Source organism: Vibrio azureus, from assembly GCF_002849855.1.
Taxonomy (GTDB): domain Bacteria; phylum Pseudomonadota; class Gammaproteobacteria; order Enterobacterales; family Vibrionaceae; genus Vibrio; species Vibrio azureus.
Genome location: NZ_CP018616.1, coordinates 1,131,647 through 1,158,465, shown reverse-complemented (window position 1 = coordinate 1,158,465; position 26,819 = coordinate 1,131,647). Strand labels below are relative to the sequence as shown.

Genomic DNA, 26,819 nt, shown 5'->3' with positions numbered 1-26,819 from the left:
TCTCACCTTCTTCTCGAATAACTTATATTATTTATATTTTCAATAACATATACCTAATAATTTCATTTTTGACATTTTCAATTTTATTAACTACTGATAATTATTGTTAATAAAAATTCTCTTTTTGAGTTTTTTTTTGAGATTAATTTTGAGAAAATGGTATAAGCACATCATTCCAAACTTGAAAGCACTACCTGTATTAACTCTTAAACTCAGAACTTTTTTAAGTTAGAATGAAAAATAATATTACTATCATTAAAGTTTAATCTAAGAGCTCTAACGTGAATATTGACGTTGTACAACTACTTGAACAAAATCCTATCTTGCTAATTTTCGTTGTTCTCGCGATTGGTTTGAGTATCGGAAAGCTTCGTTTTGGAAGTCTTCAACTTGGTAACTCAATAGGAGTTCTTATCACTTCCCTTGTGATGGGACATCTTGGGTTTTCATTTAATGCTGAAGCTCTGACTATCGGCTTCATGTTATTTATCTATTGCGTAGGGATAGAAGCGGGGCCTAATTTCTTTGGTATTTTTTTCCGCGATGGAAAACATTACTTCATACTCAGTATGACCGTTCTTATCACAGGTGTTGCACTTACCTACTTCTGCAGTCATTGGCTAGGGTTAGATTTTGGATTATCAGCCGGGATGATGGCAGGAGCTTTAACTGCAACACCTGTTTTAGTTGGTGCTCAAGACGCTCTAAACTCTGGTCTCGCCACCATTCCTAATCAAATGGACTTTTCCATCGTTTTAGAAAACCTCTCAGTTGGATATGCGATGGCATACCTTGTTGGCTTAATCAGCATGATTATGTTTGCCAAGTTACTGCCGAAACTACAAAAACAAAACCTATCTGACTCTGCTCAGCAAATAGCCCAAGAGCGCGGCCTCGGCAACTCCAGACAACGTAAAGTCTACTTGCCGATCATCCGTGCTTATCGGGTTGGTCCCGAGTTGATCAATTGGACTGATGGTAAAAATTTACGCGAACTGGGTATTTACCGCCAGACAGGTTGTTATATTGAACGAATTAGACGAAATGGCATTCTTGCCCATCCCGATGGCGATGCGATTTTGCAAGAAGGCGATGAGATCGCATTAGTTGGCTTCCCTGACAGTCATGCCCGACTCGACCCGAGTTTTAGAAACGGTAAGGAAGTCTTCGATCGTAATTTGCTCGATCTGAGGATCGTAGAAGAAGAAATCGTCGTTAAAAGTGATGCTATCTCTGGTAAACGCCTCTCAGATTTGAATTTATCTGGCTATGGCTGTTTCTTAAACCGTGTTGTCCGTGCCCAAATTGAAATGCCCATGGATTTAGATATTGTGCTCGCAAAAGGGGACGTCCTTCAAGTCAGTGGTGAGAAAAGCCGCGTGCATGGTTTAGCAGAAAAAATCGGCTTTATTTCTATACACAGTCAAATGGCTGACCTTTTGGCTTTTTGTAGTTTCTTTATTCTCGGCATTATGTTCGGCTTGGTAACAATGACGTTTGGTCAGGTGTCTTTCAGCTTAGGCAACGCAGTAGGGCTTTTACTCTCAGGGATCACACTTGGCTTTCTTCGTGCAAACCACCCTACCTTTGGCTACGTCCCTCAAGGGGCATTAAATATGGTCAAGGATCTGGGGCTAATGTTTTTTATGGTTGGTATTGGACTCAGTGCAGGTGGCAAGATGTTTGAGCACTTAACCCAAGTCGGCCCTCAAATTATTGGTTTAGCCTTTATCGTCAGTGTTGTTCCAGTGGCATTAGCCTATGTCGTTGGTGCATATGTATTAAAGATGAACCGTGCACTTCTGTTTGGAGCAATTATTGGGGCAAGAACTTGCGCACCGGCAATGGATATCGTGAACGAATATGCTAAATCGACGATTCCGGCTCTTGGCTATGCGGGAACTTATGCTATCGCTAATATCTTGATGACATTAGCTGGTACTGTCCTGATTATTCTAAGCTAATGGATTGAATGACTATAATCAGCTAGTTGAGGCAACGCTCATCATTTAACACAAAGTTTTAAGACCAAAAAAGGCGCTCAATGAGCGCCTTTTTAATTCCGTTTGAAACCATTAGATTTGAGTAAAATCTGTTTCAACTAATGGGTTCACGTCTGCTTCGTAATCCACACCTTCAACACCGAAGCCGAATAGCTTCAAGAACTCTTCTTTGTACTCAACGTAATCAGTTAGCTCTTTTAGGTTTTCAGACGTGATCTGTGGCCATAGGTCACGACAGTGTTGTTGAATGTCGTCACGCAGTTCCCAGTCATCCAGGCGTAGACGGTTTACTTCATCTACTTCTGCTGCGCTGCCGTCTTCTTTGTAAAGACGTTGGCTGAACATACGGAAGATCTGCTCCATACAACCTTCATGTACGCCTTCTTCACGCATTTTCTTGAATACCATTGCAATGTATAGCGGCATTACAGGAATTGCAGAACTTGCTTGAGTCACAACAGACTTAAGTACCGCTACGTTTGCGCTACCGGCAGTTGCAGAAAGTTTCTCGTTCAGTACTGCTGATGCACGATCTAGGTCCATTTTCGCTTTACCTAGAGCACCATCCCAGTAGATCGGCCAAGTTAGCTCAGTACCAATGTAGCTGTATGCAACTGTTTTACAGCCATCAGCTAGAACGCCTGCATCTGAAAGTGCATTAATCCATAGTTCCCAGTCTTCACCGCCCATTACGGTTACTGTATCTTGGATTTCTTGATCAGTTGCAGGCTCTACGCTTGCTTCGATGATGACGTCTTTGTTGGTATCAACCGCCGTTGATGTGTAAGTCTCACCGATAGGCTTAAGGGCTGAACGGATCAGCTCACCGGTTTCTGGCATTTTACGAACAGGAGAAGCTAGGGAGTATACGACCATGTCTACTTGACCAAGGTCTTGCTTGATTAAGCCAATGGTTTTTTGTTTCGCTTCATTTGAGAAAGCGTCACCGTTGAGGCTTTTTGCGTACAAGCCTTCTTCACGAGCGAGCTTTTCAAACGCAGCAGAATTGTAAAAACCTGCTGTTCCTGGCTTTTTCTCTGTGCCTTCCTTCTCGAAAAAAACACCAATCGTTGAAGCACCGCCACCAAATGCAGCAGCAATACGAGAAGATAAACCGTAACCACTTGAAGCACCAATAACCAGAACGCGCTTAGGTGCATTCTTAATTGGGCCTTGTGATTTGGTGTAAGCAATTTGCTCTTTTACATTAGCTTCACAACCCACAGGGTGCGTAGTTGTACAGATAAATCCACGAATTCTAGGTTTGATGATCATATTCAACTTCCTTTAAAACACGTTGTTAGGATAAGAGTTTCAGCGTTAGTTCGCACGTCATTTCTGTAAAAACACCACAAAAATGTAAGTGGTTGGATCACTCAAGAGTCACAGGTTTACTTTTAAGACCATAAATTATGCTCAATCTGACTTTCAAGCTGCTTAGCCATTAATAGTACATAACCCAAAGCACCACGGGGGTACTTTGGGTTATTAATGAGATGAACTCAAGCAACCAGCTTAAGGAGTTATTAAACGGTTAAGCTACGGAGTTTAAGTGTGACTTTTTAGAGCAGTGTGTCCGCACTTCTGAAAAATCATGACTAAAATGATCCACTTGAATAGCTTTTGAACGCAATTTATCAGCAGCTAAGACTTGTTCAACTTCTCGCTCGGAAAGAACGTCGTTTTTCAATGCTTGTTCTAGACGATTTTGCAGCATGCCTTTACGGTCTACTTTGCCTTCTTTAACACCTTTCATCAATTTTATCTCCAACGGTTTAATCTCGTACATGGCTAAGAAGGCTCTATCCATTAAACCAATATTGTCATTTTCATCTTTACCTACATAGCACAGATGAGTTAATCGCTCTCGCTGCACCCCAGGAGTCATTATCGCTTCAGCAATTCGGACACATAAATCGTGGCTTGGTGCTTTGAAGTGATTTCCAAGAGGGAATAAGAGGCCTTTGAGTGCAATGCCTGCATATTTAATAGGGAAGTTCGCATAAACTTCATTCAGTGATTTAGCAGCATGAAATAAACAATGTTGAATAGCATAGTGAACAAAATCCAGATCTTCTTGAAGGCGACCTTCGTCTTCGTACTTTTTCAACGTGGCACTTGCCATGTATAAGTAACTTAGGCCATCCCCCAAACGTGCTGAAATCATCTCTTTACGTTTTAACTCGCCACCCAGCGTTAACATGGCAACATCTGCACTAACAGCAAGTGCACGGCTCAAACGACTAATATCTTGGTAGTATTGCTGAGTAGGACCACTGGTGGGCACTTTGACTAAACGTGAACCAGTAAGCGCAGCACTAAAAGCACCCAAAGAATTACTTAGAGCATGTTTAATATGCTTAAATAGTAAATCATCAAAGTCTTTTTGGCCTTGCTCTTGATCTGGGTTAGCTGCCGCCTCCATTTCTTTAAGAACATAGGGATGGCAGCGTGTAGCGCCTTGACCAAAGATCATTAAATTACGGGTAAGAATGTTGGCCCCTTCAACCGTAATCGCAACCGGAATCCCCAAATAGTGCTTGGCAAGATAGTTCATCGGGCCATCTTGAATTGCTCTACCCGCATGAATATCGAACGCATCGTTCATGATGATTCTACCCATTTCTGTCATATGATACTTAGCTATCGCAGTAATAATCCCCGGCTTCTCATTAAGGTCAAGCGCCGTGGTTGTTAGTGTTCTCGTCGCTTCAAGTAAGTAGGTTAAGCCACCAATTCTTCCCATAGCCTCAGCAACACCTTCAAATTTACCAATTGACATACCAAACTGCTTACGAACATACGCGTAAGCACCTGTTGTTCGGGTCGTCAAATGTCCAGCAGCGGCACCTATGGCAGGTAATGAAATACCACGGCCGGCAGAAAGGCACTCAACCAACATTCTCCAACCTCTACCCGCATACTCTGCCCCACCAATCAACCATTCGATCGGAATAAACACATTTTCACCACGAGTAGGGCCATTCATAAACGCTAAACCAATCGGATCATGACGATCACCAATCTCAACACCGTCATGTTTGGTAGGAATCAGGGCACAGGAGATGCCAATATCTTTTTTATCGCCAAGCAAACCTTCTGGATCATACAGTTTGAATGCAAGCCCAAGAACCGTTGCGACTGGAGCCAGTGTGATGTAACGCTTATCCCAGCTCAGACGAATACCCAGCACTTCCTCTCCCTCATGCAGCCCATAACAAACAACGCCTTTATCTGGAATTCCACCAGCATCAGAACCGGCTTCAGGTCCTGTCAGTGCAAAGCAAGGAATTTCTGTCCCATCAGCCAAACGTGGAAGCCAGTATTCTTTTTGTTGTTGAGTGCCATAATGAGAGAGCAGTTCTCCGGGACCGAGGGAGTTGGGTACCATCACAGAGACAGCAGCACTGATACTTCGAGTCGCGATTTTGGAAACAATGGTCGAATTAGCGAATGCTGAAAATTCTCGCCCACCATATTCTTTAGAAATAATCAGAGAAAAAAAGCGCTCTTTGCGTAAATATTCCCAAGCAGATTTAGATAACTCACGATCTTCTTTAACCATTTTCTGATCATCGATCATACTCAGTAAGGTTTCTAGTTCATTATCTATGAAATGCTGCTCCTCCGCCGACAAAATAGGCTTAGGATACTGAAGGAGCGTCGAAAAGTTCGGTTTCCCTGAAAACAACTCCGCATCCCACCAGACACTGCCAGCTTCCATCGCTTCCTTTTCAGTACTCGACAAAGGCGGTAGCACTTTCTTAAACATGGTAAATGCAGGGTCAGTGATCCACTTTTTACGTAAAGAGCTCATAGTTCAAATCCTTTGTTAATTAAAAAATCATTATTTCGCTGACATTCCAGATGATAAAAAGACAATGAGACTATCGATTACCCATTTCACTAACACTTTTTGTTTAAATCGACTTTCTGCCAACTCAGTTAGCGCTTGGCTAGAAGCCATCGTGAAAATGCATGCCCCCAAGGTAAAATGCAATCGCCAAAATAACAGTTCTTCAGTTAGCTCTGGATTGGCCTTTTTAATTGATGAGACAAACAGGGTGAAAACATTTTGATACCGGGTCCCTATGAACCATCTCAGGTGTCCTTGTAAATCGGTATAACTTCTTCCAATCAATAACATAAATAAGATCGTGCCGTTCGGCCTAACATCATTCAGCGCCTTTAAAGGGAGCCTCAATGCTTCAAAGACTTCTTGCATAGAATAATGTGGGCGTGCATTGAGCTCCATTAAACTGCTCTCAATGTTTGGCATCAAAGCTTCCAAGTAACGATCTATAACGGCTCTGACGAGTGTTTTCTTATCTCCAAAATGATAATTCACTGAGGCTAAGTTGACATTTGCCTTTCCTGTAATTGTACGAAGTGACGTGTCATTAAAACCATTTTCAGCAAAAAGTCCTTCAGCAACATCCAAGATTTTTTCTTTTGTCATCCCTTTTGAAGCCATTTCAATCACCCGTATCAAACACTTGTTTAAAATATACTCCCCAACATAAAAAGTAACAATTGATTAACATCACAAATTAACAAAATGGTCCGACCAGATGAAGTTAGTTTGTTGTTCTGAATACAGAAAAATTTTTTAAAAAAAAGTGGAACTGTTTTCAATCATGCAAGTCTTATTTATTGTAATGACATGCAAGATTTAACTGGCCGTCGAACTTGTCTCCATACCGTTGTTACACACTGCTTTATTTAACTCCTTTTTTGTTTTTCCAGACCCAGTATATGGGTCTGGTTTTTTTTATTCCTTAAAAATGAAAAAAGCTCCGTTTAACGGGAGCTTTTCAATTTAAGTCACTCATTCAATTATAGAAAGCATGGGCTTGCTGATTATTCAAGTAACTTCAAGCACCTTTAGGTCACTTGGGTATATCTACCTTTTAGCTACACTTTTTAGCTTCAGCTGTTTCTTCTATCGCATTCTTAGGTAGCGACCCATTGAGTAAGGCATAGCCCAGTATCGCAGCAGTCGTTGAACCCATTAGGATCCCCAAACGTGCGTAAGTATCAAATTCTGGGCTGACTCCTGCGAAGGCCAACGAGGAAATAAAAATCGACATCGTAAAACCAATACCACACAACACAGATACAGCGAAAATGTGCATAAAGTTAACGCCCTTAGGTAACTTTGCTACTCCCGCTTTTACTGCCACCCAACTGAATGTGAATATCCCTAGAGGTTTACCAACTAACAAGCCCAGTGCGATACCCAATGGCAACATTGACGTTAAGCCAGACAAAGAGACACCTTGCAAGGAAATCCCTGCATTTGCAAAAGCAAACAAAGGTAGAATAAAGAAGGCTACATATGGGTGTAAAGCATGCTCCATATGTTTTAGAGGCGAAGGTTGACCTTCTTTTCCCTTTAGTGGTATTGCAAAACCAATTACAACACCAGCCAATGTCGCATGAACGCCTGATTTAAGAACCGCAAACCAGAGAATAGCACCAACAACCATGTACGGTAATAATCTCGTCACCTTTTTGGTATGAAGAACATACAACAGACCAGTCATGATAAAGCCAACGGTAAGAGCGGATGTCGACAGTTCACCTGTATAAAATAAAGCAATAATAACGACGACACCAAGGTCATCAATAATAGCCAATGCGAGGAGAAAAACCTTCAAGCTGATTGGAACTCGCTTACCCAACAAAGCCATGATCCCAAGTGCAAACGCAATATCAGTAGCTGCAGGAATCGCCCAGCCTGCCATTGCTTCTGAGTCACCCGAGTTAAATGCAACATAAATCAGTGCAGGGGCTAACATACCACCAACCGCAGCTATTGCTGGGAAAATGGCGGTTTCTTTTGACTTTAATGCGCCTTCCAGCAGCTCACGCTTTACCTCTAAGCCGATAAGAAGAAAGAAGATCGCCATTAGACCGTCGTTAATCCAATGGGACACAGACATACCAAAAACATAAGTATGAAGAATAGACTGATACGTTTCGCCCAGTGGAGAGTTAGCAATCGTCATCGCAATGGCTGCTGCAATGACAAGTAGAATACCACCAGCCGATTCCATTTTGAAAAAATCACGAACGATATCATTCATGGTTTAGCCCTTATATTTATTATCTTACGTAAACAATTAACAAAGGATGAGTGTATAACTGCTTAGAAACGAAGAATAATCGCTTCTTCGGAGTATAGAACTCGGTTTTTCCGAAGCATAAAATAAGATGTATCGTTTTTTCCAACAATTCACCAACGTATCCCAAACGTTCCTATCAAAGACAGGATGTTGGCACTCGATGAGACCACAACGAGATTGAGCACACGAGTTAGAAAATCTCTCATCCAAAGCGGCCCAAGCAAATTATTATTAAATATATCTTTTAATTTAGACGAAGTTGCTGATACTTTTCGTGACTAAAGTGAGCATTTTTACGATTATTGTGATCCTAAACACTGCTAATAACCCACAAGCTGCATAAATCCATGAGCCTGCTGTGAGCCAGTGGCAGTAATAGGTCCCTCCCAATATGGGAACAAAAACGGCAACCACATTTCTTTTCGTATCACTTGTGTCGTTAAGTTAATATTATATTTAGGTATACGAATATGCCAATCTAATGGCATAAGACGTTGTTCGGAGATCTGAGTATTCTTTATTGGATCAATCATCAGCTCTTTGTCATCCAAGAACACTATCTCCCCAGAACGCGTTGCTAGAGTTCCTGAAAGATAAGGCATTTTCCCTTGGTAACGATAACGGTTCACCATAAGGGAGCGACCATCCTCTAAGTGGAAAGCAAACCAATCCCATCCTTGTTGTTCATTACCAATTAAACCACTTCCCCACTCTTTATTTACCCAAGCATCGCCCTCAACCCTAACTGACTGTCCATTGAGATTGAGCGTACCTTTTATGCTTAAGAATGGTGCACTAAAATTAAAAGAAGCAATGGACTGTAGCTTGTGTTTGACTTGAAAACCCTTATCTCCGTTAACGACAAAAGGCCCTGAAGTCTTCGACATTAGGTGAACAGATAACAAGTCGGTCGACACTTCCAATGTACCTGGGAAGGGTGTTGCACCCATTGAACGCCATTTCCAGTTATCAACCCAGAGCTGAAAAGGAGCGCTTTTCATTCCAGCTTGACCAATCCCTCCCCTCGCAATACGTTGCTCTTTCCATGCTTGAGATCCGTCACTGACTACAATATGTGACAGATAGAGTTGAGGGCTCTGCCATCCTCTGTCCTTACGTTCATCCGTCGCGATTCTAAAGAAGCTCCACTGAATAAAATAGTTTTTGCCGTTATTGCCTTGAGTTGTTGCATAGTAATTCCACCACTCATGCTGATAGCTGGGGTGAACACCAAAGTCTTGAGGTAAGGAAGCCGATTTATCTGGAATGACAGGCTCAAAGATCACAGCCGCTTCATCGTAAGACCCCTGATGAAGGTCCGCGGATTTGATCGTATTGTCAAACACGTCATTTTCAGCAAGCCAAGGCTTAAAATAAAAAGCACTCGCCAGTACCAAGCCAATGATCACGAAAGCCAAATATGATAGAAGTTGACCTATTTTTTTGTAATTTTTTTCTTCCACTACAAAGCATCTCTAAGTGATTTCATCGGTGTACGCTTGATCATTCTGAAAACAGGTAAAGCCCCAGCAAGCATAATAGAGAACATAGCCCAAGCAATTGTCTGCATGTATTTCCAAGGTATTGTGTGCAACTCTAATGACCAACCAAATGACTGCTTCATTACCATATCGACAATTAAATGTGCCAACGCAAGACCTAAGGGAATAGCCACAATAGCTGATAAAGCGCCTAATACAAACAACTGGACGCCTCCAAGTAGTACCAACTCTTTTCCTGATACTCCCATACACCGGAGTAGAGCAAAATGTCTCTGACGTGAAGATTCACCTGCTAAGGTCGCAAAAAACAAGCCAAAGACCGCAATGATTAATGTAATATTTCCCAACGTCCCAGCAATAGAAAAGGTATTATCAAACACCCTCATGGCTTGGTTATAGATACTTTTATTGTCAATTATTTCATCTTGTGGCAGGCGAAATAACTGAGTTAAGCGTTCCTGTAAACCTTCTCCGCTAGTACTTTCCTTCAATAACACACCTAAGCCGATATTTCCGGTCCCAGCAAACTCATTTAACCAATTTCGGTGTGACATCAGAACTTGGTCATAAGGATTACCATAATCGTAGTAAATACCTGCGACTTCCCACTTTTTATCTAATGTAGGATATAAAGCAATTGCATCACCCGGTGAGATATCATGCCTCAATGCCATTGATTCACTGACCATAACGCTTTGTGTATGATGAAGTTGCAGCCAGTAGTTAGGAACGCCTAATTTTACAGGTAAGGAACTTAATTCTCCCTGAGATGCACCTGTGCTGACAATTTGTAAAGCTCCTTTTTCTGCGAGGATATCTTTTTCCCATCGCCACCAAACACTATCTACTTCAGGCTGTTTAGCAAGCCAACTACTCACCCGCGTCGCAGAGCTGTTAGTAGGATAAATATAAAGATCCGCAACAAGCCTTTGGTTCAGCCATTTATCGGTTGTATCTCGGAAACTGCCAACCATGGTTTCTACACCAATATTAGCGGCTAAAGCAAGCATAAAGGCCATCATCGCAACACCTCTGTAGCTCATACTTGCTGCGGCATCGGCAAAAAACCAACGAGCCCTAATCCAACGCAAAGATTGAGATAAACTGTGAAATATATGCCACATCACGAATGGAGTGAATAATGTCACACTAAGCAACATCATTACTATAATTGTAAAACCTGATTCCAGTGTTCGAGGAGCCTGATAGACAGCAATACATGCAACACAAAACGCACAAGCCAATAAAGCCTGCCAAGAGAACTCTCTGCCAGTGAAACGCAATAATGACAGTCGAGACGACAAGCGAATTGGCTGTGAATTGATAAGCCGGACTAAAGGCCAAAAACACGCAAGGCCAGCTCCTAAGGTAGCCATTAATAAACTATACAAACTTGAGTCCCAAGACCAGCCGACAGACAAACCAATATTGGCATCGTATAGCTCACTCAAACTGCTTGATACGGCCGGTATTAACTTATTAGCTAAAACAAGCCCCAGCACATTACCGCAAGCCCAGGCAACCAAAATCAAAAAAGTCAGCTCAAACATCAAGGCTTTAGCTAGCTGAACACCACTCACCCCGTTTTGACGCAATATACCCACCAAGCGCTGGCGTTGTATAAATGATAAAGACATGGCTTGATAGAAAATAAACAGGCCAACCAAAAATGATAACATTCCCAACCCCGTTAAATTGGTATGGAAAGCTCTGGTTAATGATTCCAATTCAGTACGCCCATTTCGCACAAGCTTCATACCATTAGGTAGGAGGCGTTTTAGCACATTGAGCTTTTCATTGCTCATTTCCCCACAAGCAATGGTTGATAAGCTAGACGAACGTTTCAATTCACGAAGTAAGGATATATCAGCAATAAGCCGACTGCCTGCAATCATATTTTCATTATCAATCGCTAAAGGCCCTAGCTGAAGGCCATCATTTAAAGCAATAAAATCACCATTATCCCAATCCATATGCTCGGCTAATTGTTGACTCACTAAAACGGGATATGGCGCTTTCATCAAAGAAAGCATTGAAAAGTCACCTAGCGTTTTACCCTGATACAATGGTATCAAAGACACTGGGTCCACCCCTAACAAAGTTAAATTTGCCCCAGATTGGGTTTCAAGGTACTGGACATCAAAAGGCACACACTGGTAAAAACCCGCTTGACGTAATTGAACATAAAAGCCTTGAGGTATTTTATTGGCTGAAAACTTTGTTCTAATCCTATAAGGAAAGGGGTTGAGGAACAGTTTTTCTCCCGTTTCGTAACTCTTTTGAGCATGCTGGTTAATTGAGGTCACACCAACGAGTAGGGAGACGGCTAGTGTTAGTCCAAGCCAAACAAGTACAAGTTGCAGAGGATGGCGTCGATAATGCCCAAGTAGTGCTTTAACTACGGGCAATAGCATGTAACTGTCCTCCTTGAAGACGAATGATTCTCTCCATGTGGATAGCAACTTTTTCACTATGTGTAACCAACAATAATGTGCATTCTAATTGGCGTGACAAGGTTGTGAGTAAGCGCATCACTGCTTCAGCATTACGCTCATCTAAGCTACCCGTAGGCTCGTCTGCAAGCAGGATTTTAGGCTCCATGTATAATGCACGAGCAATCGCTGCACGTTGCTGTTGACCACCAGAAACTTCTTCAGGGTAACGTCCCAGTAATGGCATGAGATCAAGGGCTGAAAGAATTTGGCGCCATAATCCCTTATCTTCTGGTAAGCCTTTAAGTTGACGACAAAAGCGTATGTTATCGGCCACATTCAAAGTGGGTAACAAATTGAACTGTTGAAATATGTTACCGATATTATTACGTCGGTATATAGTACGGTATCGCTCAGCCGCACTATGCATGGGAAAGTCAGGATAGATAATTTCACCGGAGTCAACCGTATCGAGCCCGGCAATGAGGTTAAGTAGAGTACTTTTACCAGAACCACTTTCTCCCATTAGCGCAATTTGTTCACCTTGCTGCAATGTTAATTCTGCACCTTGTAGTACTGGATGAAACTCTTCACCATCTATGTAACCTTTACAAAGGTTTTGCAGCTTTAACATTAGTTCTATCACTCAGTTTATGATTGAGATTACGGGTCAGAATCTACACTAAAATCCTGTTATTAGAAAGTAATTTGGAGCCTTGCTCACACTATTGAAAGCAAATAGTATCACCAACCGTAGATTTACTGGCTTATTCACAAAGAAAGCTCAACATTATCTATGCATATTTTATGGATCTTCACGCAACCCGCTGAATTAATTTATAAAAACATCATTATTTTCTCACATCAGCGTTGTTACACAACTCAACATCAAGTCATACTTTACTTATCATTCGATAGGATGGCCTAAGGAAAAACATGAAAAAAGTCTTGGTTCTCGGTGCATCTGGATACATTGGTTCACAACTGCTTCCACAGCTTCTAGAACAAGGGTATCTAGTCACAGCAGCAGCGAGGCACATTGATTATCTTACTGCTAGAGTTGAACCTCATCCGAACCTTAAACTTATCTATTTAGACTTAAGCATAAAGTCAGCCACACTCGCTGCCGTTAAAGATTTTGATTTAGTCTATTTGTTGGTGCACGGAATGGCACAAGGTCACGATTTTATTCACTATGAAGCTAGCATCGCGCTCAACTTAAAGCAGGCTTTAATGAACAGCCAGATAAAACACGTTATTTATCTCAGTGCCATCCAGCCACATACAGGGCACTCCCAACATTTAGCCGCTCGTAAACTAACCGGAGAAATCATTCGGAAGTCTGGTATTCCAATTACAGAATTAAGGGCAGGCATTGTTATTGGTCCAGGTTCCGCCGCTTTTGAGATTATGCGTGATTTCGTTTACAACCTACCTATTTTAATCACACCCAAATGGGTCGATAGCAAAGCCAATCCCATTGCACTTCTTAATCTTAATCATTACTTACTCAAGCTGGCTGAGGAAGTTCCCAGCCAAAGTGCCATCTATGAAATCGGAGGCCCCGATACTTTGAGCTATCGGGAACAATTTGAGATTATTTGCCAGTTAACCAAAAGGCCGTTTCGCCTTTATGCTACGCCGTTATTAACGCCTAAAATGGCTTCTTTTTGGTTAGGACTTGTTACCTCTGTTCCAAGTAATATTGGCAAAGCATTACTCGCTGGCTTAGAGCATGACTATATTGCAGATTCCAAACCCATCGATACTCGCTTCCCACAATCATTAATTCCATATAAACAAGCGGTTGCTAATACTATCGAAAACGAAGGAACCTTTGTGCGCTGCCATGTTTGGGGCTTTGAACAGGCGGCTTTAAAACGTTGGCAACCCGGATACGGTTATTTTCCTAAACAAGCAGAAGCGAGTTGCTACACACAGGCAAGCGCTGAGTCTCTGTGGCAAGTTGTACAAAAGGTTGGCAGTAAAGAAAAGGGTTATTTCTTTGCTAATATTCTTTGGCGCATAAGAGAGTGGCTAGACGTTCTGTTTGGAGGAAATAAGCCTGTCAGAAAAACACCAGCAGGCCCGGAGTTAAAAGTGGGCGATTTCATTGACTCTTGGAAAGTTATCCGTTGCGAAAAAAATACTTATCTATCACTGCTATTTGGTATGAAAGGGCCAGGTCTTGGTCGCTTAGATTTGTCGATTGAGGATGAAAACAACCGCAGGAAGCTCACCATCACAGCATGGTGGCACCCACAAGGGCCCTTAGGTTTAATGTATTGGTTTGCGATGATGCCTGCTCATTTGTTTATTTTCAAAGGCATGGTCAAGGCAATAGCAAAAGAAGCATTACATAACCAAGGTTTAGACAATACAAGATTCGGACAATGAAGATTGATACAACAAAGGCTGAAACAACGAGGGAGCAAAAAGCGCTACCTCATTGCTTCACACTGGGAGGAGTAAAACAAAGGGAATTAATAGAAGGTGAACATATTACTCAGCTCGAAACGAAAGCGGTATTTCAGCCAACTGGTTTCCTTGGTTCTCTGGAAAAACCAAATACTCACCATGGTACTTAACTTGCGACTTATAATCTGTCACTTTATGTACCATAAACCCAGCTTGAGCCGCTTTTTCAACGAATTCAGCATGGTTTCCTCGAACAAACCAGCTCATAGGTTTGACTAAACGCTCTTCCACAAAACAACTATCACATTGATCTGCACATAGTGCGAGAGAGTTCTGTCCCTCGGTGAAGATCTGAACCTTACCGACCTTGATCAAAGGCTCTGACGTAGAAACTTCCCACCCTTCGTGCTCCATTTGATCAAGAAAAGATTCAATATCAGAATCCTTTAATACTTTTTGATCGACTCCATCAGGAAAGAACTGAGCATAATACGCTGAGATACGCTTAAAAATAAATGGAAGCCCAGCATCATTTCCCTTCGAACGACCTGCTTTTTGCCAACGAGTTAAGTCATCGACAACAGCTCGCCCGAATCGCTGAGATTTTAGCGCCTTAGCAACCCAACGAACGAGGTAGTGGTTATTGGCAACAGGTGCATTAACCAACTTACCTGAGCGATGTTCTTGATCAAGCTCAGCCAGAGCGGTATTCACTAAGTTTTGTATTTCTTGGGTGTAATTCGACATTACGCCTTTCTTCCTAAAGTCCAATAAAGCAGTGCAGACATCACCGCACAAGTAAACATGGCAATCACCATAGGCCATGCAACACCATCGGGTAAACTCGCTACAAGTGCACCAACTAAAGAGCCCATGCCAAAGCGCAGAGTGCCAGCCAATGATGAAGCTGTACCCGCCATTGTCGGATAACCACTCAGTAACAACGCCATCGCATTACTACCAATCATAGATAGCGTGCCAATAAATAAAACCACAAAGGGGACCATTCCCCAAAGGCCTAAGTTTAATGCCCAACCGATAAACAAACCAATACCTGCAATAAGTTGGACCATAAGACCACAACGAAGCATGGTGTGAGAACCAAGCTTTTTCACCAAACGACCATTTAAACTGGTCATAATGATCATTGCGATAATATTTAGACCAAATAAGTAGCCAAAATTGCTGGGTTCTACGCCATATAAATCAATATAAACAAATGATCCTGCCGTTAAAAATGCGAACATTCCAGAAAATGAAAAGGCGCTCGATAACATAAGTCCCATCGATTGGGGGTTAGAAAACAAGCGGGAATAATTGTGTATTGTCGTTCTAAATCTCAGCGGTTGACGATGCTCTGTTTTCAAAGTTTCAGGAATTTTCCACAGCACCAATAAGATCACCGCCGCTGCATACACCGCCAAAACCCAAAAAATCGAACGCCAACCAAACCAAACCGCAAGATAACCACCAATCATTGGTGCAACCAGTGGTGCGCAAACAATCACTAACGTAATAAATGAAACAGTACGTGCAAAATCTTCACGATCAAACATATCACGTACTAACGCTTGGATAGTGACAGCCGCTGCCGCTCCAGCGAAACCTTGCGCCGCTCGAACATAAGTCAGAGCTTCAATGCTGGTTGTTGTAGCACTGACCATGGCTGCTAAACCAAAGAAAATAACCCCAAGGATAAGCACAGGTCGTCGACCAAAACTGTCAGACAAAGGGCCGTGGATAAATTGCCCCAGCGCAAAGCCTGCGGTATACGTTGTCAATGTAATTTGCACAGCACCAGCAGCAACACCAAGATCATTTGCGATCGTCGGCATCGCAGGTAAGTACATATCAATAGCAAGTGGGGTGAGTGCGCCAATGGAACCTAACACCAAAAACATCACAAGGCTGAGTTGGAAAACAGGCGTACTTTGAACTTTTTCTGACATCGCTAACCTCATAGGCATATTTTTACACCATCACTTTTGTTCACTGATGCAATGCAGTGATAGTTCGATGTTTTTCATCAATAAAATGGCAATATTACACTCTATACCAAAGTGCCCTCAACATGTTTGATTCACAGCATCTTAAGGTTACTTGGTGAAAACTCAGGTGGATGAGCTACTGCCAAACCGTCGCTATTTCTTCTGGAGTCAACATTCGATAATCACCAGGCTCTAAATTGTCGTCTAGTGTAATCGCGCCTATACGCTCACGATGAAGGTGTTCTACTTTGTTGCCTAATGCGGCAAACATTCGTTTCACTTGGTGGTATTTCCCTTCAACGATAGTGAGTAACACTTCATTTTCCGCTTCATTTACAATTTCAAGGTGTGCGGGTAAAGTTAGTTCACGCTCATTACGCAGTTCAATGCCTTGAGCAAACTTTTCGATATAATCGGGTTGAATCGCGTCCACTAACCAGACACGATAGGTCTTCTCACACTTATGCTTTGGTGAAGTGATCTTGTGCGACCACTGGCCATCATCCGTTATCAAAACTAACCCTGTCGTATCAACATCTAGTCGACCAGCAAAGTGTAATTTTTCAACCTTTGGTTCATCAAGCAAAACAAACGCGGTTGGATTGTAGCCATCTTCATGAGAACAAACAAAATCTGCAGGTTTGTATAGCATGATATAACGTGGTCCGGGCGTACCTACTTCACGTTCCTGCCACATCACAACACTGTGTTCGGGTACTTTAAAAGCACCACTTTTCTGAATATCACCATCAACAGTGACCTCACCGCTTTTGATGATTTTGGTTGCCTCTTTGCGAGTGGCTCCCAATGCGTCACATAGATACTTGTCTAAGCGCATGACTACCTCATAGAATGGTTCAAATTAGCCCAAATATCCCCAAGTGACCCTAAGATGCTAGGTTCAAGTGATGTCACTGAGTTGGCTTCATTTTATCGTTTTAAGTGCGGACAAATATCACTTGGGCCTAAAAGCAGGTATTATAGCCTTACTGTCATAAATAGTTGAACAATTTCCTAGGTTTTATGTATACCCTGCGCCCTTATCAAGCCGACTCAGTAAAAGCGGTGATCCACTATTTTCGAAAGCACTCGACACCAGCCGTAATTGTTCTACCGACAGGCGCAGGCAAGAGCTTGGTGATTGCCGAGTTAGCCAGACTTGCCAAAGGCCGAGTCTTAGTCCTAGCCCATGTTAAAGAATTGGTTGAACAAAATCACGCCAAGTACGAGGGATATGGTTTAAAAGGTGCTATTTTTTCTGCTGGTCTCGGCCGAAAAGAGACGGATCAGCAGGTTGTTTTTGCTTCTGTTCAATCTGTTGTGCGCAACTTAGATGCATTCAAACATCAGTTTTCGCTGTTAGTTATTGACGAATGCCATCGTGTCCCGGATGAAAAAAGTTCCAGCTACCAAAAAGTCATCACTCATCTGACCGAATCTAACCCCGGAATAAAAGTGCTAGGCTTAACCGCAACACCATATCGTTTAGGTATGGGCTGGATATATCAATATCATACTCGTGGTCAGGTTCGTACAGAAGATTCTCGTTTTTTTCGCGACTGTATTTTTGAGTTACCAATTCGATACCTGTTGGACGAGCAATTTCTCACTCCCGCACGCATGATGGATGCCCCTATTCTTTCTTATGACTTCTCACAGTTGAAACCGGCCAGTACAGGGCGCTATAAAGAAGCAGAATTGGACATGGTGATAGATAAAGCCAAGCGTGCGACCCCTCAAATTGTAGAGCAAATCAAGCAATACGCAGAAAGTCGTCAAGGTGTAATGATATTTGCCGCAACGGTGAGACACGCCCAAGAAATTTATACGCTTTTGCCCGCTGATGAAACGGCCATTGTCATCGGAGATACACCAACCCTTGAGCGCGATGCGATCATTCAAGCATTTAAAAACCGACAAATTAAATTCTTGGTAAACGTATCGGTACTCACGACCGGCTTTGACGCACCTCACGTAGATTTGATCGCGATTTTAAGACCCACAGAGTCCGTCAGTTTATATCAACAAATTGTCGGTCGGGGGCTACGTCTGTCTGAGGGTAAAACAGAATGTTTAGTGTTAGATTACGCAGGAAACAGCTATGACCTCTATCAACCTGAAGTTGGCGACCCTAAGCCTGATTCTTCCAGCGAAATCATAACCATCCCCTGTCCCGCGTGCGGTTTCAATAATAACTTTTGGGGTAAATTAGACAGCAACGGCTTTCTAGTCGAACACTTTGGCCGTCGATGCCAAGGATATTTTGAGGACGAAGAAACAGGGGAACGTGAACATTGCGGCTATCGCTTTCGTGCAAAATACTGTGGTGAATGTGGTGCCGATAATGATATTGCAGCCAGAATATGCCATGAATGCGATGCCGTATTGGTTGACCCAGATAAAAAATTAAAAGAGGCGCTCAACCTAAAAGACGCTTTAATCTTTGAGTGTACCGAAATGACCATTAGCATATTGAAACCAAGTGAAGGGCCATCTCAGCTCAAAGTCACTTATTCTGGAGAGCCTTATCAAGGTGAAGGCAATGCTCTCGTCCATGAGTTCTGGTCACTCAATACTAAAAAGCAAAAACACCTATTTAAGCAAAGATTTGTGCGCCCTCACCTTGCAGATAAACACCGTTTATATGATGCATATTCACCAACTAAAGTCGTAGCTAACCAACACCGTTTTAGACTTCCACAATTTATCATTGCAAGAAAGTCAGGTCGCTTTTGGAAATTGCGAGACAAAATCTTCCCAGATGAACTCAAGCAATAAATTCACCCTCTGTTCATCTTTTTAGCAATATACTTGCAACAACACTTTGAAATAGGTTTCACCATGGCCAAATTATTATCCCTCCAGCCGTTGATGGGCGTTATAAGCTTAACCTCTCTGTTAATCACAACAGCATGTTTTGCAGCTTACAATGATCAGAATAATGAAAAAGATGGCATTGCTATTGTCCGAGACGTTGAAAAGCCAGGTACACGAGTAGAGTTCGACGAAGATCAAGACGAGGTGTACCGTGCGGTTCAGAAAGGCTATATTCGCCCATTCTCTGAGATGTATAAAGCAGTAGAGCATGACCTCTACGGCCGTATCATTAAAGTGGAGCTGGAAGAAGACGATGATGAATGGATTTATGAACTCAAAATTTTATTCAATGACAATGTCATCAAGGTTGAATACGACGCAGCGACTCTTGAGATGCTCGAAATCAAAGGTCGCAATTTCAATAAAGCTCTAAAACTACAGTAAAAATCAATAATATGAAAATACTTATCGTTGAAGACGAACCTAGATTAGGTGAACAAATTATCGAGACATTAGAGAACCATGGGTGGGTTCCCGAACTGTCACAAGATGGTATTGATGCTTTGTATCGAGCCACTTCTGAAGAATGGGACGCCATCGTACTTGACCTAGGCTTACCAAAGCTGGATGGATTAACCGTACTCAAAAGCATCCGAGATGAAAATATCAATACACCCGTTGTGATTCTTAGTGCACGGGATACGCTTTCTCAACGAGTAGAAGGTTTAAATGCAGGGGCAGATGATTACCTAACCAAGCCATTTGAAATGGTTGAATTGATCGCCCGCTTAAGAGCACAACTTCGTCGAGCTTCTGGTAATGCGTCTCCTATTTTGCAAATTGGCGATTTAAGCTTGGACACACGCTCATCTAAAGTCATGTGGCAGGGAGAGTTCGTCAGCCTGACCGCTCTGGAATATAAAGTTATAGCTTACTTTATGCATAATCCAGATAAAGTCATTTCAAGAACAGAACTCGTTGAACGTATTTATAAGCAAGACTTTGATCGAGATTCCAATACGATCGAAGTTTTTATTGGCCGTATCCGTAAAAAAATTGCGCCAAAAATCATCAAAACCGTACGTGGGCTGGGATACCAATTGAATGCAGATTAAGCAGCGACTCCCTCTACATATACTAAAACGGCTCAGTATCAAAAGCCGTTTAATGTTGGCTGCGGTCGTTTGGCTAACGGCCATGATCCTTGCTGCCGGCGTGACAATTCCAACCCAAGTTTATCGATACATGGTTGAAGATGCACAAGCCCAGCTCAATGTTTATATGGATGAGCTCGCCGCTCAGTTGGATGTAAATAAAGCAGGTGAACTTTCACTATCAAGCCCACTTTCGGATCCTCGCTTTTTGCGTCCATACAGTGGCCTCTATTGGAGTGCCTCGACCAAAAGCAGCTTAGAACGTTCACGTTCACTCTGGGACAAAAAGATGTCCCATAAGCTGATTGGTAACGATATGCTTGGTGCTCGCGGGGAGAAGCTCATTACCTTACAAAAGACCTTGTACCTACCAGATTATGATGGCCCGATATCCATCCTCGTAGGCATGGATGAAGCACCAATCCAGAGTACCATCCAATCATTAAACAAACAGCTGTGGATCATTTTAGGGCTCTTGTATGCCGGTGTTCTCGCCGTTATCTTACTTCAAATCGCTTGGTCTTTAAGCCCACTCACTAAACTACAACGCGAACTTGCTCAACTGAAGTCAGGAAATAAAAAAGGCCTAGAAGAAACTTACCCTAAAGAAGTTTCTCCTCTAATCGCCGACTTAAATGCTCTTCTCTTCCACTATCAAGAATTACTCGAACGAGCGCGAAATCATGCGGGCAATTTGTCCCATGCTCTAAAAACGCCGTTATCAGTCTTAAAAAATGAAGTACAAGGTTTGCCCTCGCAGGAACAAGATAAACTCACTAAGCCCATCGATCAGATTCAGCAACACATCGATTACCACCTAAGCCGCGCAAGAATGGCTGGAGCAATGAATATCCTCTCTGTGAAATCCTCCCCTTGCGAACGCATCGATGCTATTTCGATGGCGTTTGATAAATTGTATTCACAACGAGATATTACTTTAGTTAATGAACTCGACTCTGAGCTCAGTGTCGCCGTCGATAAGGCCGATTTAGATGAAATGCTAGGTAACCTTCTAGAAAACAGCTACAAATGGGCAAGCAGCATCATTACCGTGAATGCGATTCAAACAAAAGACACTTTGTCCATTGTGATTGAAGATGATGGCCCTGGGATTCCTGAGGCGCAGCTTACTGAAGTTATTCAACGTGGTTACCGACTCGATGAAACAGCGCCAGGGTCAGGTTTAGGCCTGAATATTGTTAGTGAAATGGCTCATAGTTATCGAGGACAACTCACTCTATCTCAAAGCCAAATGAACGGCTTAAAAGCGATGCTGACCTTGCCCAAAAGCAGAATATAGAACATCTGGATTTACAGATACCTGAGTAGGGTTGATAGCCTTGATGGTCTTTTTACTTGGGTCATTATTCAGCCCACCACTTTAGTTGAAATAAAAATAGGCATTATATGAGCTTTAGGTCTGATTTTTATTGCTCAATAACAAACATGGTGTTAGTATCCGCGCCTGCTTTGACAGGTTCTGTTAAAGCTTTACCACGAATACAAGGTCGCATTGGATTCGTGAAATGTTATTTTTTACTAATTGAGAGTAAATACTATGAAATTTGAAGCAGTAGTACGTACTGAACTAGGTAAAGGTGCGAGCCGCCGCCTACGTCACGCTGGTAAATTCCCTGCAGTTGTATACGGCGGTGAAGAAGCAGCAGTAGCAATCGTTCTTGAACACAACGACATCGTTAACCAAATGGACAAGCCTGAGTTCTACGAAGGCATCGTTCTAGTTATCGATGGTGCTGAGGTTAAAGTTAAGCCTCAAGACGTTCAACGTCACGCTTTCAAGCCTAAAGTTGAGCACATGGACTTCATCCGCATCTAATTCCTTACCAAGGAATTATACGGATTAAGTATCCACCTTTTGCATAAAAGATATTCGGCTTTACCAACTGAATCATCTAAAGAATTTCAAAACCCTGAAGACTTACCACCTTCAGGGTTTTACTTTTTCAACTAAACACTCTTTCTTCTTATCTTTCCTTTTCTATCCTTTCCGGCAGCTAACTTTCAAAAACTCGACTTATCTTATTGACTACACCGCATTGCACTCCTATGTTTTATAAGGCCCTAGTAACAGATAAATAAACTAACTTACTCATTATTAATGTGTCACTTTTAGATAAATATACTAAAAAAGGCCGCACGACATTGTAAACACTGCTATTTTTAAGTATTTCCTAAAGCTCTTTCAAAATGGTAACTCCCCTTACCTTCATTTAGGTTGAAGTATAAAAATGTCAGTAAAAGTGAAACTGTAACTACAACTTAAGGAGGTAAAAAGTGAAAAGAGCCAGCAACAGTTATCGCCTACAACTCATAAAAGAAATCGTTACCCGCAAAGATCAAGAATCTTGCACAGATCCCATGGCAAACTATATTCATCAATTACTGGATGAAAGGCCATCTAGTTTAGCCGAAGTAGAAAAAAATCAGCGTTTTGCCGGAAATCATTTTGATGAGAACGCAGGAGGTTGGGTCAGCGACGAATGGAATATTAAGTAGCTATGTCCAACAAACGTCAGTTGGTTTAATGAATGCTAGTTCATTGTTTTTATTTAGTATGATTTTGAATAAATAAAATCCATCCTATCCCTAAATAATTTGAAACAAGGATGTTCAGTCTAAGATAAATTGAGAAATACTGGAGTGATAAAAGAACTAAAAGAGTTCCTGCTGAGGTGAAGTATCATTCTGTTGTGGTTCATTTGTGACTTTATTTTTTCTTACTTTGTTCATGTATCGCTGGCGACAAAGTCTAATGACATGCCTTTGCTGCACTGGCGTAAAACTCAACCAGTTAAAACGTTCATTGCGATTGCGCATACATCCACGGCAATACCCTTTCTCGTCAGTGGTGCAAACGCCAACACATGGATTGGGTACAGTAAAGAATTCTAATTGTTCCATAGTAACACCACTCTAGGTATTATCGCACTTCATTGTTCCTAAATGATTTCAACACACGTAACTCAGCAAAACGATACTCCTTCTATCTACCCAAATATCTGGTAACTTAGACTGCTATTATTTTAATCAAAATAACGCTTTATAAGTGATTCTAGTTCAAGTATCGATACCATTAATATAGAATAATCATACTTTAGCTACCTCAAAAGTATGATGCGGTGATGAAGCCCAAAGCCAGTCACATAACATACTTAGCAATATCACGTTGTAGCATCATAAAATCTCATCTAATGCTGACAAAAAACAGTGTTTTTTTACTATACTTATCGCGTTTTCTAAAACGGAGTCTATACAATGAAGCTTAGCCTAAAAACGTTAGTAACAGCAATCTCCCTGCCACTTCTGATGGCAGCATGTACCAGTAATGGCAATAATGTGAAACAAACAACTGCTCAAGATCTACAGCATCATAACTGGGAGTTAGCCCAAATTGATGGTCAAGATATCGTACTTAAAAAGCACCAGAAAGCACCAAGATTGGAAATCGGTGAAAATTTAACTGCAAACGGCAATGCAGGTTGTAATAATTTCTTTGGTCAAGCTGAGCTTAAAAACAACCAATTACGCATCGAAAAAATGGGTAAAACAATGATGATGTGTATGGATGATCAAATGAAAATAGAGCAAGTGATGTCTGCTACTCTTACCAATTGGAGTGATATCACCTTAACAAACAACAGCTTAACGTTGAAGACACCTCAACATGAGCTGACATTTACTCTCCGTGACTGGGTAAATTAATGATGAAAAAACGGCTCAATTAAGAGCCGTTTTTTAGTTCACCCAAACACTATACCCAAGTAACCTAAAGGGGCTTGGGTATAGAAGGAGTCTATTGCACTTGTCTATGTTCGTTCAGTGCGCATTCCCATAATTAAACTGACACACATCGCCAACAAAACAAGGGTAAATGGCAGTGCTGTTGATATCGCACCAGCTTGCAGTGCTTGTACCGCCTCAGAGCCGCCGACCCATAGCAAAGCCACAGCAATCGCGCCTTCCATAAAGGCCCAAAAAACCCTCTGCAATACTGGAGCATCTACTTTTCCACCAGCTGTTATGCTATCAATAACTAATGAGCCTGAATCTGATGAGGTAATAAAAAAGACCAAAACCAAAACTACTGCAATCATGGATAAAATGCTGCCAAATGGCAGGACATCAAACATTTCAAACATAGCCAAAGATACATCGGTTAAGCCATTTTCTCCAAGTTTACCCGCACCATTTAAAATCTGATCAATCGCCAAGCCACCGAATACTGACATCCATATTAATGTAACAACGGTAGGTACAATCAAGACTGCGGTAATGAACTCACGAACCGTCCTACCTTTTGATACTCGAGCAATAAACATCCCTACGAATGGAGACCAAGAGATCCACCAAGCCCAGTAGAAGACTGTCCAGCCTTGAAACCAAGCTTCATCGGCTCGATCAAATGGATTACTCAACGGTAAAATATTTTCGACATAAGCCATCAAGGTTGTAGGGATGGAACCAAGGCTTACCGCCCATCCGATCAAACCCACCAAGGTCAGTAGCAAAAACGCCACTATCATATTGATGTTACTAATGACTTTAACACCGCCATCAATACCTCGAATCACTGAAACAACCGCAAGGAGCGTCACAACCGCAATAACAACGATTTGCAAACCTAATCCAGATTCGATACCGAACACATGATGGATTCCGCTTGCCGCTTGCTGAGCGCCAAGACCAAGTGATGTCGCTAGGCCAAACAGAGTCGCTAGAACTGCTAAAATATCGATAACATGCCCAATCCAGCCCCAGGCTCTATCACCCAGAAGTGGATAGAAAATGGAGCGCATCGATAATGGTAACCCTTTATTGTATGCAAAAAAAGCGAGCGATAATGCCACAACGCCATAAATTGCCCACGGGTGTAAGCCCCAGTGATACATGGTTGCACCTAAAGCAAGTTTTGCGGCCTCAGGCGTATTTGGCTCAACACCTAGTGGGGTTTCATACCATCCTGTGTAATAAGCAACGGGTTCAGCGACACTCCAAAACATTAAGCCGATCCCCATACCCGCAGCGAATAACATCGCCAACCATGACATAAAGGAGTAGTCAGCGACGGCTTCTTTACCGCCTAAACGAATTTTCCCTAATGGGGATATAATTAATACAAGGCAAAAAATAACGAAGATGTTGCCGGAGATGATAAACAGCCAGTCAAATGAGCTGATTATTTTTAATTTAAGGCCATCAAGAGCTGTTTTGGCCGTATGTGCATCAAGAACTAACGCAGCCACTAGAAATAGTGCAATAAAGCCAGCACTGATCCCAAACACAGGGTTATGGACATCAAAACCCCATTTCTGCACGTTATCCTGACCAACCGTATAGTCGGTACTGTCGATGCTGTACTTATCTATACCTTTTGTCATGCTTCCCCTCTTTATGTGTTCAAACGCTTATCAAGCAAGCCTAAACAATTTGAACACAATGCATTTCTCTTCCTAATTAGGCAAAAGATCCTAACATTTTGGGTGACGTTGTCTATAATTTGCTTGGAAAAATACGATTTACAGTCCCTTCAAACATCAAGAGGGTCAATTAACTTAAAGCAAATCATTAGAGCACAAAGTATTATCATCCCCCTGTTTTAACACCGCGTTAAATCATGTTACCCTCAAATGAATATCTGATAATATACCCAAGTGACCTCAAGATGCTTGGGTATATATACAAGTTTACATTAATAACTAAATTATCGCCTTTTACTCTGCCACTTATTACAACACAGCCAACCTTACTTTGAGGTTTGGAGGAAATTTGGATAAACACGAAGAAGTACTTGTCTCTATTCGTCAGATCATCCGAGCCATTGATTTACACTCCAAAAAATTGAGCAAGGAGTCAGGCTTAACGGCGCCACAGCTGATACTCATGCGTGCCATTAGTGAGTTGCAAAATGTCACCATTAAACAACTGTCAAATCACACTAATATGAGTCAAGCCACCGCCACCACTATTCTTGATCGCCTGGAACGCAATCAATTCGTTGAACGTCGACGCAGCATAGAAGACAAGCGTAAAGTGCATGCTGTGCTTACAGAACAAGGAAAACAGGTATTAGCGTCGGCACCAATGCCATTACAAGAGCACTTCATTGCACGTTTTCAGCAGCTAGAAGACTGGGAGCAAACACTCTTGCTCTCATCAGTGCAACGAATATCTAGTATGATGAACGCAGAAGAAATCGACGTAGCACCCGTCCTTGAAATCGGAAGCATTACTCAACCGGAGTAATATGCACCTTTAGTACCCTATACCCTAATAACCAAAGGTGCTTGGGTATAAAAAGTCATCACAAGCCTCACTGCATGTAATTTTATTCTATTATCAATAATAATAAACATGAT

Annotated in this window: 22 protein-coding genes; 10 read left to right on the top strand and 12 right to left on the bottom strand. The window is 42.0% G+C overall.

Features of this window, described 5'->3' with window-relative positions; all coding sequences use genetic code 11:
- Positions 1-281 precede the first annotated feature (281 nt).
- Positions 282-1,964 carry an aspartate:alanine antiporter gene (locus BS333_RS05415; protein WP_021710116.1) on the top strand — a complete coding sequence of 561 codons (1,683 nt, stop codon included), beginning with the start codon at positions 282-284 and terminating at the stop codon, positions 1,962-1,964.
- 111 nt (positions 1,965-2,075) lie between these two features.
- Here BS333_RS05415 and fabV read toward each other — a convergent pair whose 3' ends face one another.
- From fabV to BS333_RS05380, 7 genes are all read right to left on the bottom strand, one after another.
- Positions 2,076-3,278 (bottom strand): enoyl-ACP reductase FabV, encoded by a 1,203-nt coding sequence (gene fabV / locus BS333_RS05410; protein ID WP_021710117.1) that lies wholly within the window; start codon positions 3,276-3,278, stop codon positions 2,076-2,078.
- Between the two features lie 259 nt (positions 3,279-3,537).
- Positions 3,538-5,820, bottom strand: coding sequence for an acyl-CoA dehydrogenase (locus BS333_RS05405; protein ID WP_021710118.1), 2,283 nt, complete (start codon positions 5,818-5,820; stop codon positions 3,538-3,540).
- A gap of 30 nt (positions 5,821-5,850) precedes the next feature.
- Positions 5,851-6,477: a TetR family transcriptional repressor PsrA gene (psrA, locus tag BS333_RS05400; protein ID WP_021710119.1), complete on the bottom strand. Its 627-nt coding sequence runs from the start codon at positions 6,475-6,477 to the stop codon at positions 5,851-5,853.
- Between the two features lie 436 nt (positions 6,478-6,913).
- Entirely contained in the window at positions 6,914-8,092 is a 1,179-nt protein-coding gene (nhaA, locus tag BS333_RS05395; protein WP_021710120.1) for a Na+/H+ antiporter NhaA, read from the bottom strand.
- A gap of 359 nt (positions 8,093-8,451) precedes the next feature.
- Entirely contained in the window at positions 8,452-9,594 is a 1,143-nt protein-coding gene (locus tag BS333_RS05390) for a lipocalin-like domain-containing protein (protein ID WP_021710121.1), read from the bottom strand.
- Positions 9,594-12,047, bottom strand: a complete 2,454-nt coding sequence (locus tag BS333_RS05385; protein ID WP_021710122.1) for an ABC transporter permease — start codon at positions 12,045-12,047, stop codon at positions 9,594-9,596. The genes BS333_RS05390 and BS333_RS05385 overlap by 1 nt, the downstream gene beginning before the upstream one ends.
- A complete protein-coding gene (locus BS333_RS05380) occupies positions 12,028-12,699 on the bottom strand; it encodes an ABC transporter ATP-binding protein (RefSeq protein ID WP_021710123.1) in 672 nt (223 codons plus the stop codon). Before BS333_RS05380 ends, BS333_RS05385 begins: the two co-directional genes overlap by 20 nt.
- A gap of 302 nt (positions 12,700-13,001) precedes the next feature.
- On the opposite strand from BS333_RS05380, the gene BS333_RS05375 reads away from it, so the two are divergent.
- Positions 13,002-14,462, top strand: coding sequence for a DUF2867 domain-containing protein (locus tag BS333_RS05375; RefSeq protein ID WP_021710124.1), 1,461 nt, complete (start codon positions 13,002-13,004; stop codon positions 14,460-14,462).
- A 105-nt stretch (positions 14,463-14,567) separates the two neighbouring features.
- On the opposite strand, the gene BS333_RS05370 is transcribed toward BS333_RS05375, so the two are convergent.
- The 3 genes from BS333_RS05370 to rsuA form a co-directional block, all read right to left on the bottom strand.
- Positions 14,568-15,230: a DUF2913 family protein gene (locus BS333_RS05370; protein ID WP_021710125.1), complete on the bottom strand. Its 663-nt coding sequence runs from the start codon at positions 15,228-15,230 to the stop codon at positions 14,568-14,570.
- Positions 15,230-16,432, bottom strand: coding sequence for a Bcr/CflA family multidrug efflux MFS transporter (locus tag BS333_RS05365; RefSeq protein ID WP_021710126.1), 1,203 nt, complete (start codon positions 16,430-16,432; stop codon positions 15,230-15,232). The genes BS333_RS05370 and BS333_RS05365 overlap by 1 nt, the downstream gene beginning before the upstream one ends.
- 175 nt (positions 16,433-16,607) lie before the next feature.
- On the bottom strand, positions 16,608-17,309 hold the full coding sequence (gene rsuA / locus BS333_RS05360) for a 16S rRNA pseudouridine(516) synthase RsuA (RefSeq protein WP_021710127.1): 702 nt from the start codon (positions 17,307-17,309) through the stop codon (positions 16,608-16,610).
- A gap of 185 nt (positions 17,310-17,494) precedes the next feature.
- On the opposite strand from rsuA, the gene BS333_RS05355 reads away from it, so the two are divergent.
- From BS333_RS05355 to BS333_RS05330, 6 genes are all read left to right on the top strand, one after another.
- Complete coding sequence (locus tag BS333_RS05355) at positions 17,495-19,249, top strand: DNA repair helicase RadD (RefSeq protein ID WP_021710128.1); 1,755 nt, start codon at positions 17,495-17,497, stop codon at positions 19,247-19,249.
- Between the two features lie 63 nt (positions 19,250-19,312).
- Positions 19,313-19,732 (top strand): PepSY domain-containing protein, encoded by a 420-nt coding sequence (locus tag BS333_RS05350; RefSeq protein ID WP_021710129.1) that lies wholly within the window; start codon positions 19,313-19,315, stop codon positions 19,730-19,732.
- Between the two features lie 11 nt (positions 19,733-19,743).
- The gene (locus BS333_RS05345; protein WP_021710130.1) at positions 19,744-20,403 is read left to right on the top strand and encodes a response regulator transcription factor; all 660 of its coding nucleotides are present in this window, start codon (positions 19,744-19,746) and stop codon (positions 20,401-20,403) included.
- On the top strand, positions 20,393-21,742 hold the full coding sequence (locus BS333_RS05340; protein ID WP_033003900.1) for an ATP-binding protein: 1,350 nt from the start codon (positions 20,393-20,395) through the stop codon (positions 21,740-21,742). The genes BS333_RS05345 and BS333_RS05340 overlap by 11 nt, the downstream gene beginning before the upstream one ends.
- 258 nt (positions 21,743-22,000) lie before the next feature.
- On the top strand, positions 22,001-22,279 hold the full coding sequence (rplY, locus tag BS333_RS05335; RefSeq protein WP_021710132.1) for a 50S ribosomal protein L25: 279 nt from the start codon (positions 22,001-22,003) through the stop codon (positions 22,277-22,279).
- A gap of 458 nt (positions 22,280-22,737) precedes the next feature.
- Positions 22,738-22,959, top strand: a complete 222-nt coding sequence (locus BS333_RS05330; protein WP_021710133.1) for a hypothetical protein — start codon at positions 22,738-22,740, stop codon at positions 22,957-22,959.
- 156 nt (positions 22,960-23,115) lie between these two features.
- On the opposite strand, the gene BS333_RS05325 is transcribed toward BS333_RS05330, so the two are convergent.
- On the bottom strand, positions 23,116-23,364 hold the full coding sequence (locus tag BS333_RS05325) for a DUF1289 domain-containing protein (protein ID WP_021710134.1): 249 nt from the start codon (positions 23,362-23,364) through the stop codon (positions 23,116-23,118).
- Between the two features lie 354 nt (positions 23,365-23,718).
- Between BS333_RS05325 and BS333_RS05320 the strand changes: the two genes are divergently transcribed.
- Positions 23,719-24,165, top strand: a complete 447-nt coding sequence (locus BS333_RS05320; RefSeq protein ID WP_021710135.1) for an META domain-containing protein — start codon at positions 23,719-23,721, stop codon at positions 24,163-24,165.
- Positions 24,166-24,269: 104 nt separating this feature from the next.
- Here BS333_RS05320 and BS333_RS05315 read toward each other — a convergent pair whose 3' ends face one another.
- Positions 24,270-25,841 carry a BCCT family transporter gene (locus BS333_RS05315; protein ID WP_021710136.1) on the bottom strand — a complete coding sequence of 524 codons (1,572 nt, stop codon included), beginning with the start codon at positions 25,839-25,841 and terminating at the stop codon, positions 24,270-24,272.
- Positions 25,842-26,229: 388 nt separating this feature from the next.
- Here BS333_RS05315 and BS333_RS05310 point away from each other — a divergent pair, with 388 nt between their 5' ends.
- Positions 26,230-26,706: a MarR family winged helix-turn-helix transcriptional regulator gene (locus BS333_RS05310; RefSeq protein ID WP_021710137.1), complete on the top strand. Its 477-nt coding sequence runs from the start codon at positions 26,230-26,232 to the stop codon at positions 26,704-26,706.
- Positions 26,707-26,819: the final 113 nt, after the last annotated feature.

Excerpts from the sequence above, each read along its gene's own strand:
- rplY (WP_021710132.1), top strand. The coding sequence starts at position 22,001 with ATGAAATTTGAAGCAGTAGTACGTACTGAACTAGGTAAAGGTGCGAGC.
- BS333_RS05370 (WP_021710125.1), bottom strand. The coding sequence starts at position 15,230 with ATGTCGAATTACACCCAAGAAATACAAAACTTAGTGAATACCGCTCTG.
- fabV (WP_021710117.1), bottom strand. The coding sequence starts at position 3,278 with ATGATCATCAAACCTAGAATTCGTGGATTTATCTGTACAACTACGCAC.
- BS333_RS05385 (WP_021710122.1), bottom strand. The coding sequence starts at position 12,047 with ATGCTATTGCCCGTAGTTAAAGCACTACTTGGGCATTATCGACGCCAT.
- BS333_RS05375 (WP_021710124.1), top strand. The coding sequence starts at position 13,002 with ATGAAAAAAGTCTTGGTTCTCGGTGCATCTGGATACATTGGTTCACAA.
- BS333_RS05340 (WP_033003900.1), top strand. The coding sequence starts at position 20,393 with ATGCAGATTAAGCAGCGACTCCCTCTACATATACTAAAACGGCTCAGT.
- psrA (WP_021710119.1), bottom strand. The coding sequence starts at position 6,477 with ATGGCTTCAAAAGGGATGACAAAAGAAAAAATCTTGGATGTTGCTGAA.
- BS333_RS05365 (WP_021710126.1), bottom strand. The coding sequence starts at position 16,432 with ATGTCAGAAAAAGTTCAAAGTACGCCTGTTTTCCAACTCAGCCTTGTG.
- BS333_RS05325 (WP_021710134.1), bottom strand. The coding sequence starts at position 23,364 with ATGGAACAATTAGAATTCTTTACTGTACCCAATCCATGTGTTGGCGTT.
- BS333_RS05350 (WP_021710129.1), top strand. The coding sequence starts at position 19,313 with ATGGCCAAATTATTATCCCTCCAGCCGTTGATGGGCGTTATAAGCTTA.
- BS333_RS05315 (WP_021710136.1), bottom strand. The coding sequence starts at position 25,841 with ATGACAAAAGGTATAGATAAGTACAGCATCGACAGTACCGACTATACG.
- rsuA (WP_021710127.1), bottom strand. The coding sequence starts at position 17,309 with ATGCGCTTAGACAAGTATCTATGTGACGCATTGGGAGCCACTCGCAAA.
- BS333_RS05380 (WP_021710123.1), bottom strand. The coding sequence starts at position 12,699 with ATGTTAAAGCTGCAAAACCTTTGTAAAGGTTACATAGATGGTGAAGAG.
- BS333_RS05320 (WP_021710135.1), top strand. The coding sequence starts at position 23,719 with ATGAAGCTTAGCCTAAAAACGTTAGTAACAGCAATCTCCCTGCCACTT.
- BS333_RS05355 (WP_021710128.1), top strand. The coding sequence starts at position 17,495 with ATGTATACCCTGCGCCCTTATCAAGCCGACTCAGTAAAAGCGGTGATC.
- BS333_RS05405 (WP_021710118.1), bottom strand. The coding sequence starts at position 5,820 with ATGAGCTCTTTACGTAAAAAGTGGATCACTGACCCTGCATTTACCATG.
- nhaA (WP_021710120.1), bottom strand. The coding sequence starts at position 8,092 with ATGAATGATATCGTTCGTGATTTTTTCAAAATGGAATCGGCTGGTGGT.
- BS333_RS05345 (WP_021710130.1), top strand. The coding sequence starts at position 19,744 with ATGAAAATACTTATCGTTGAAGACGAACCTAGATTAGGTGAACAAATT.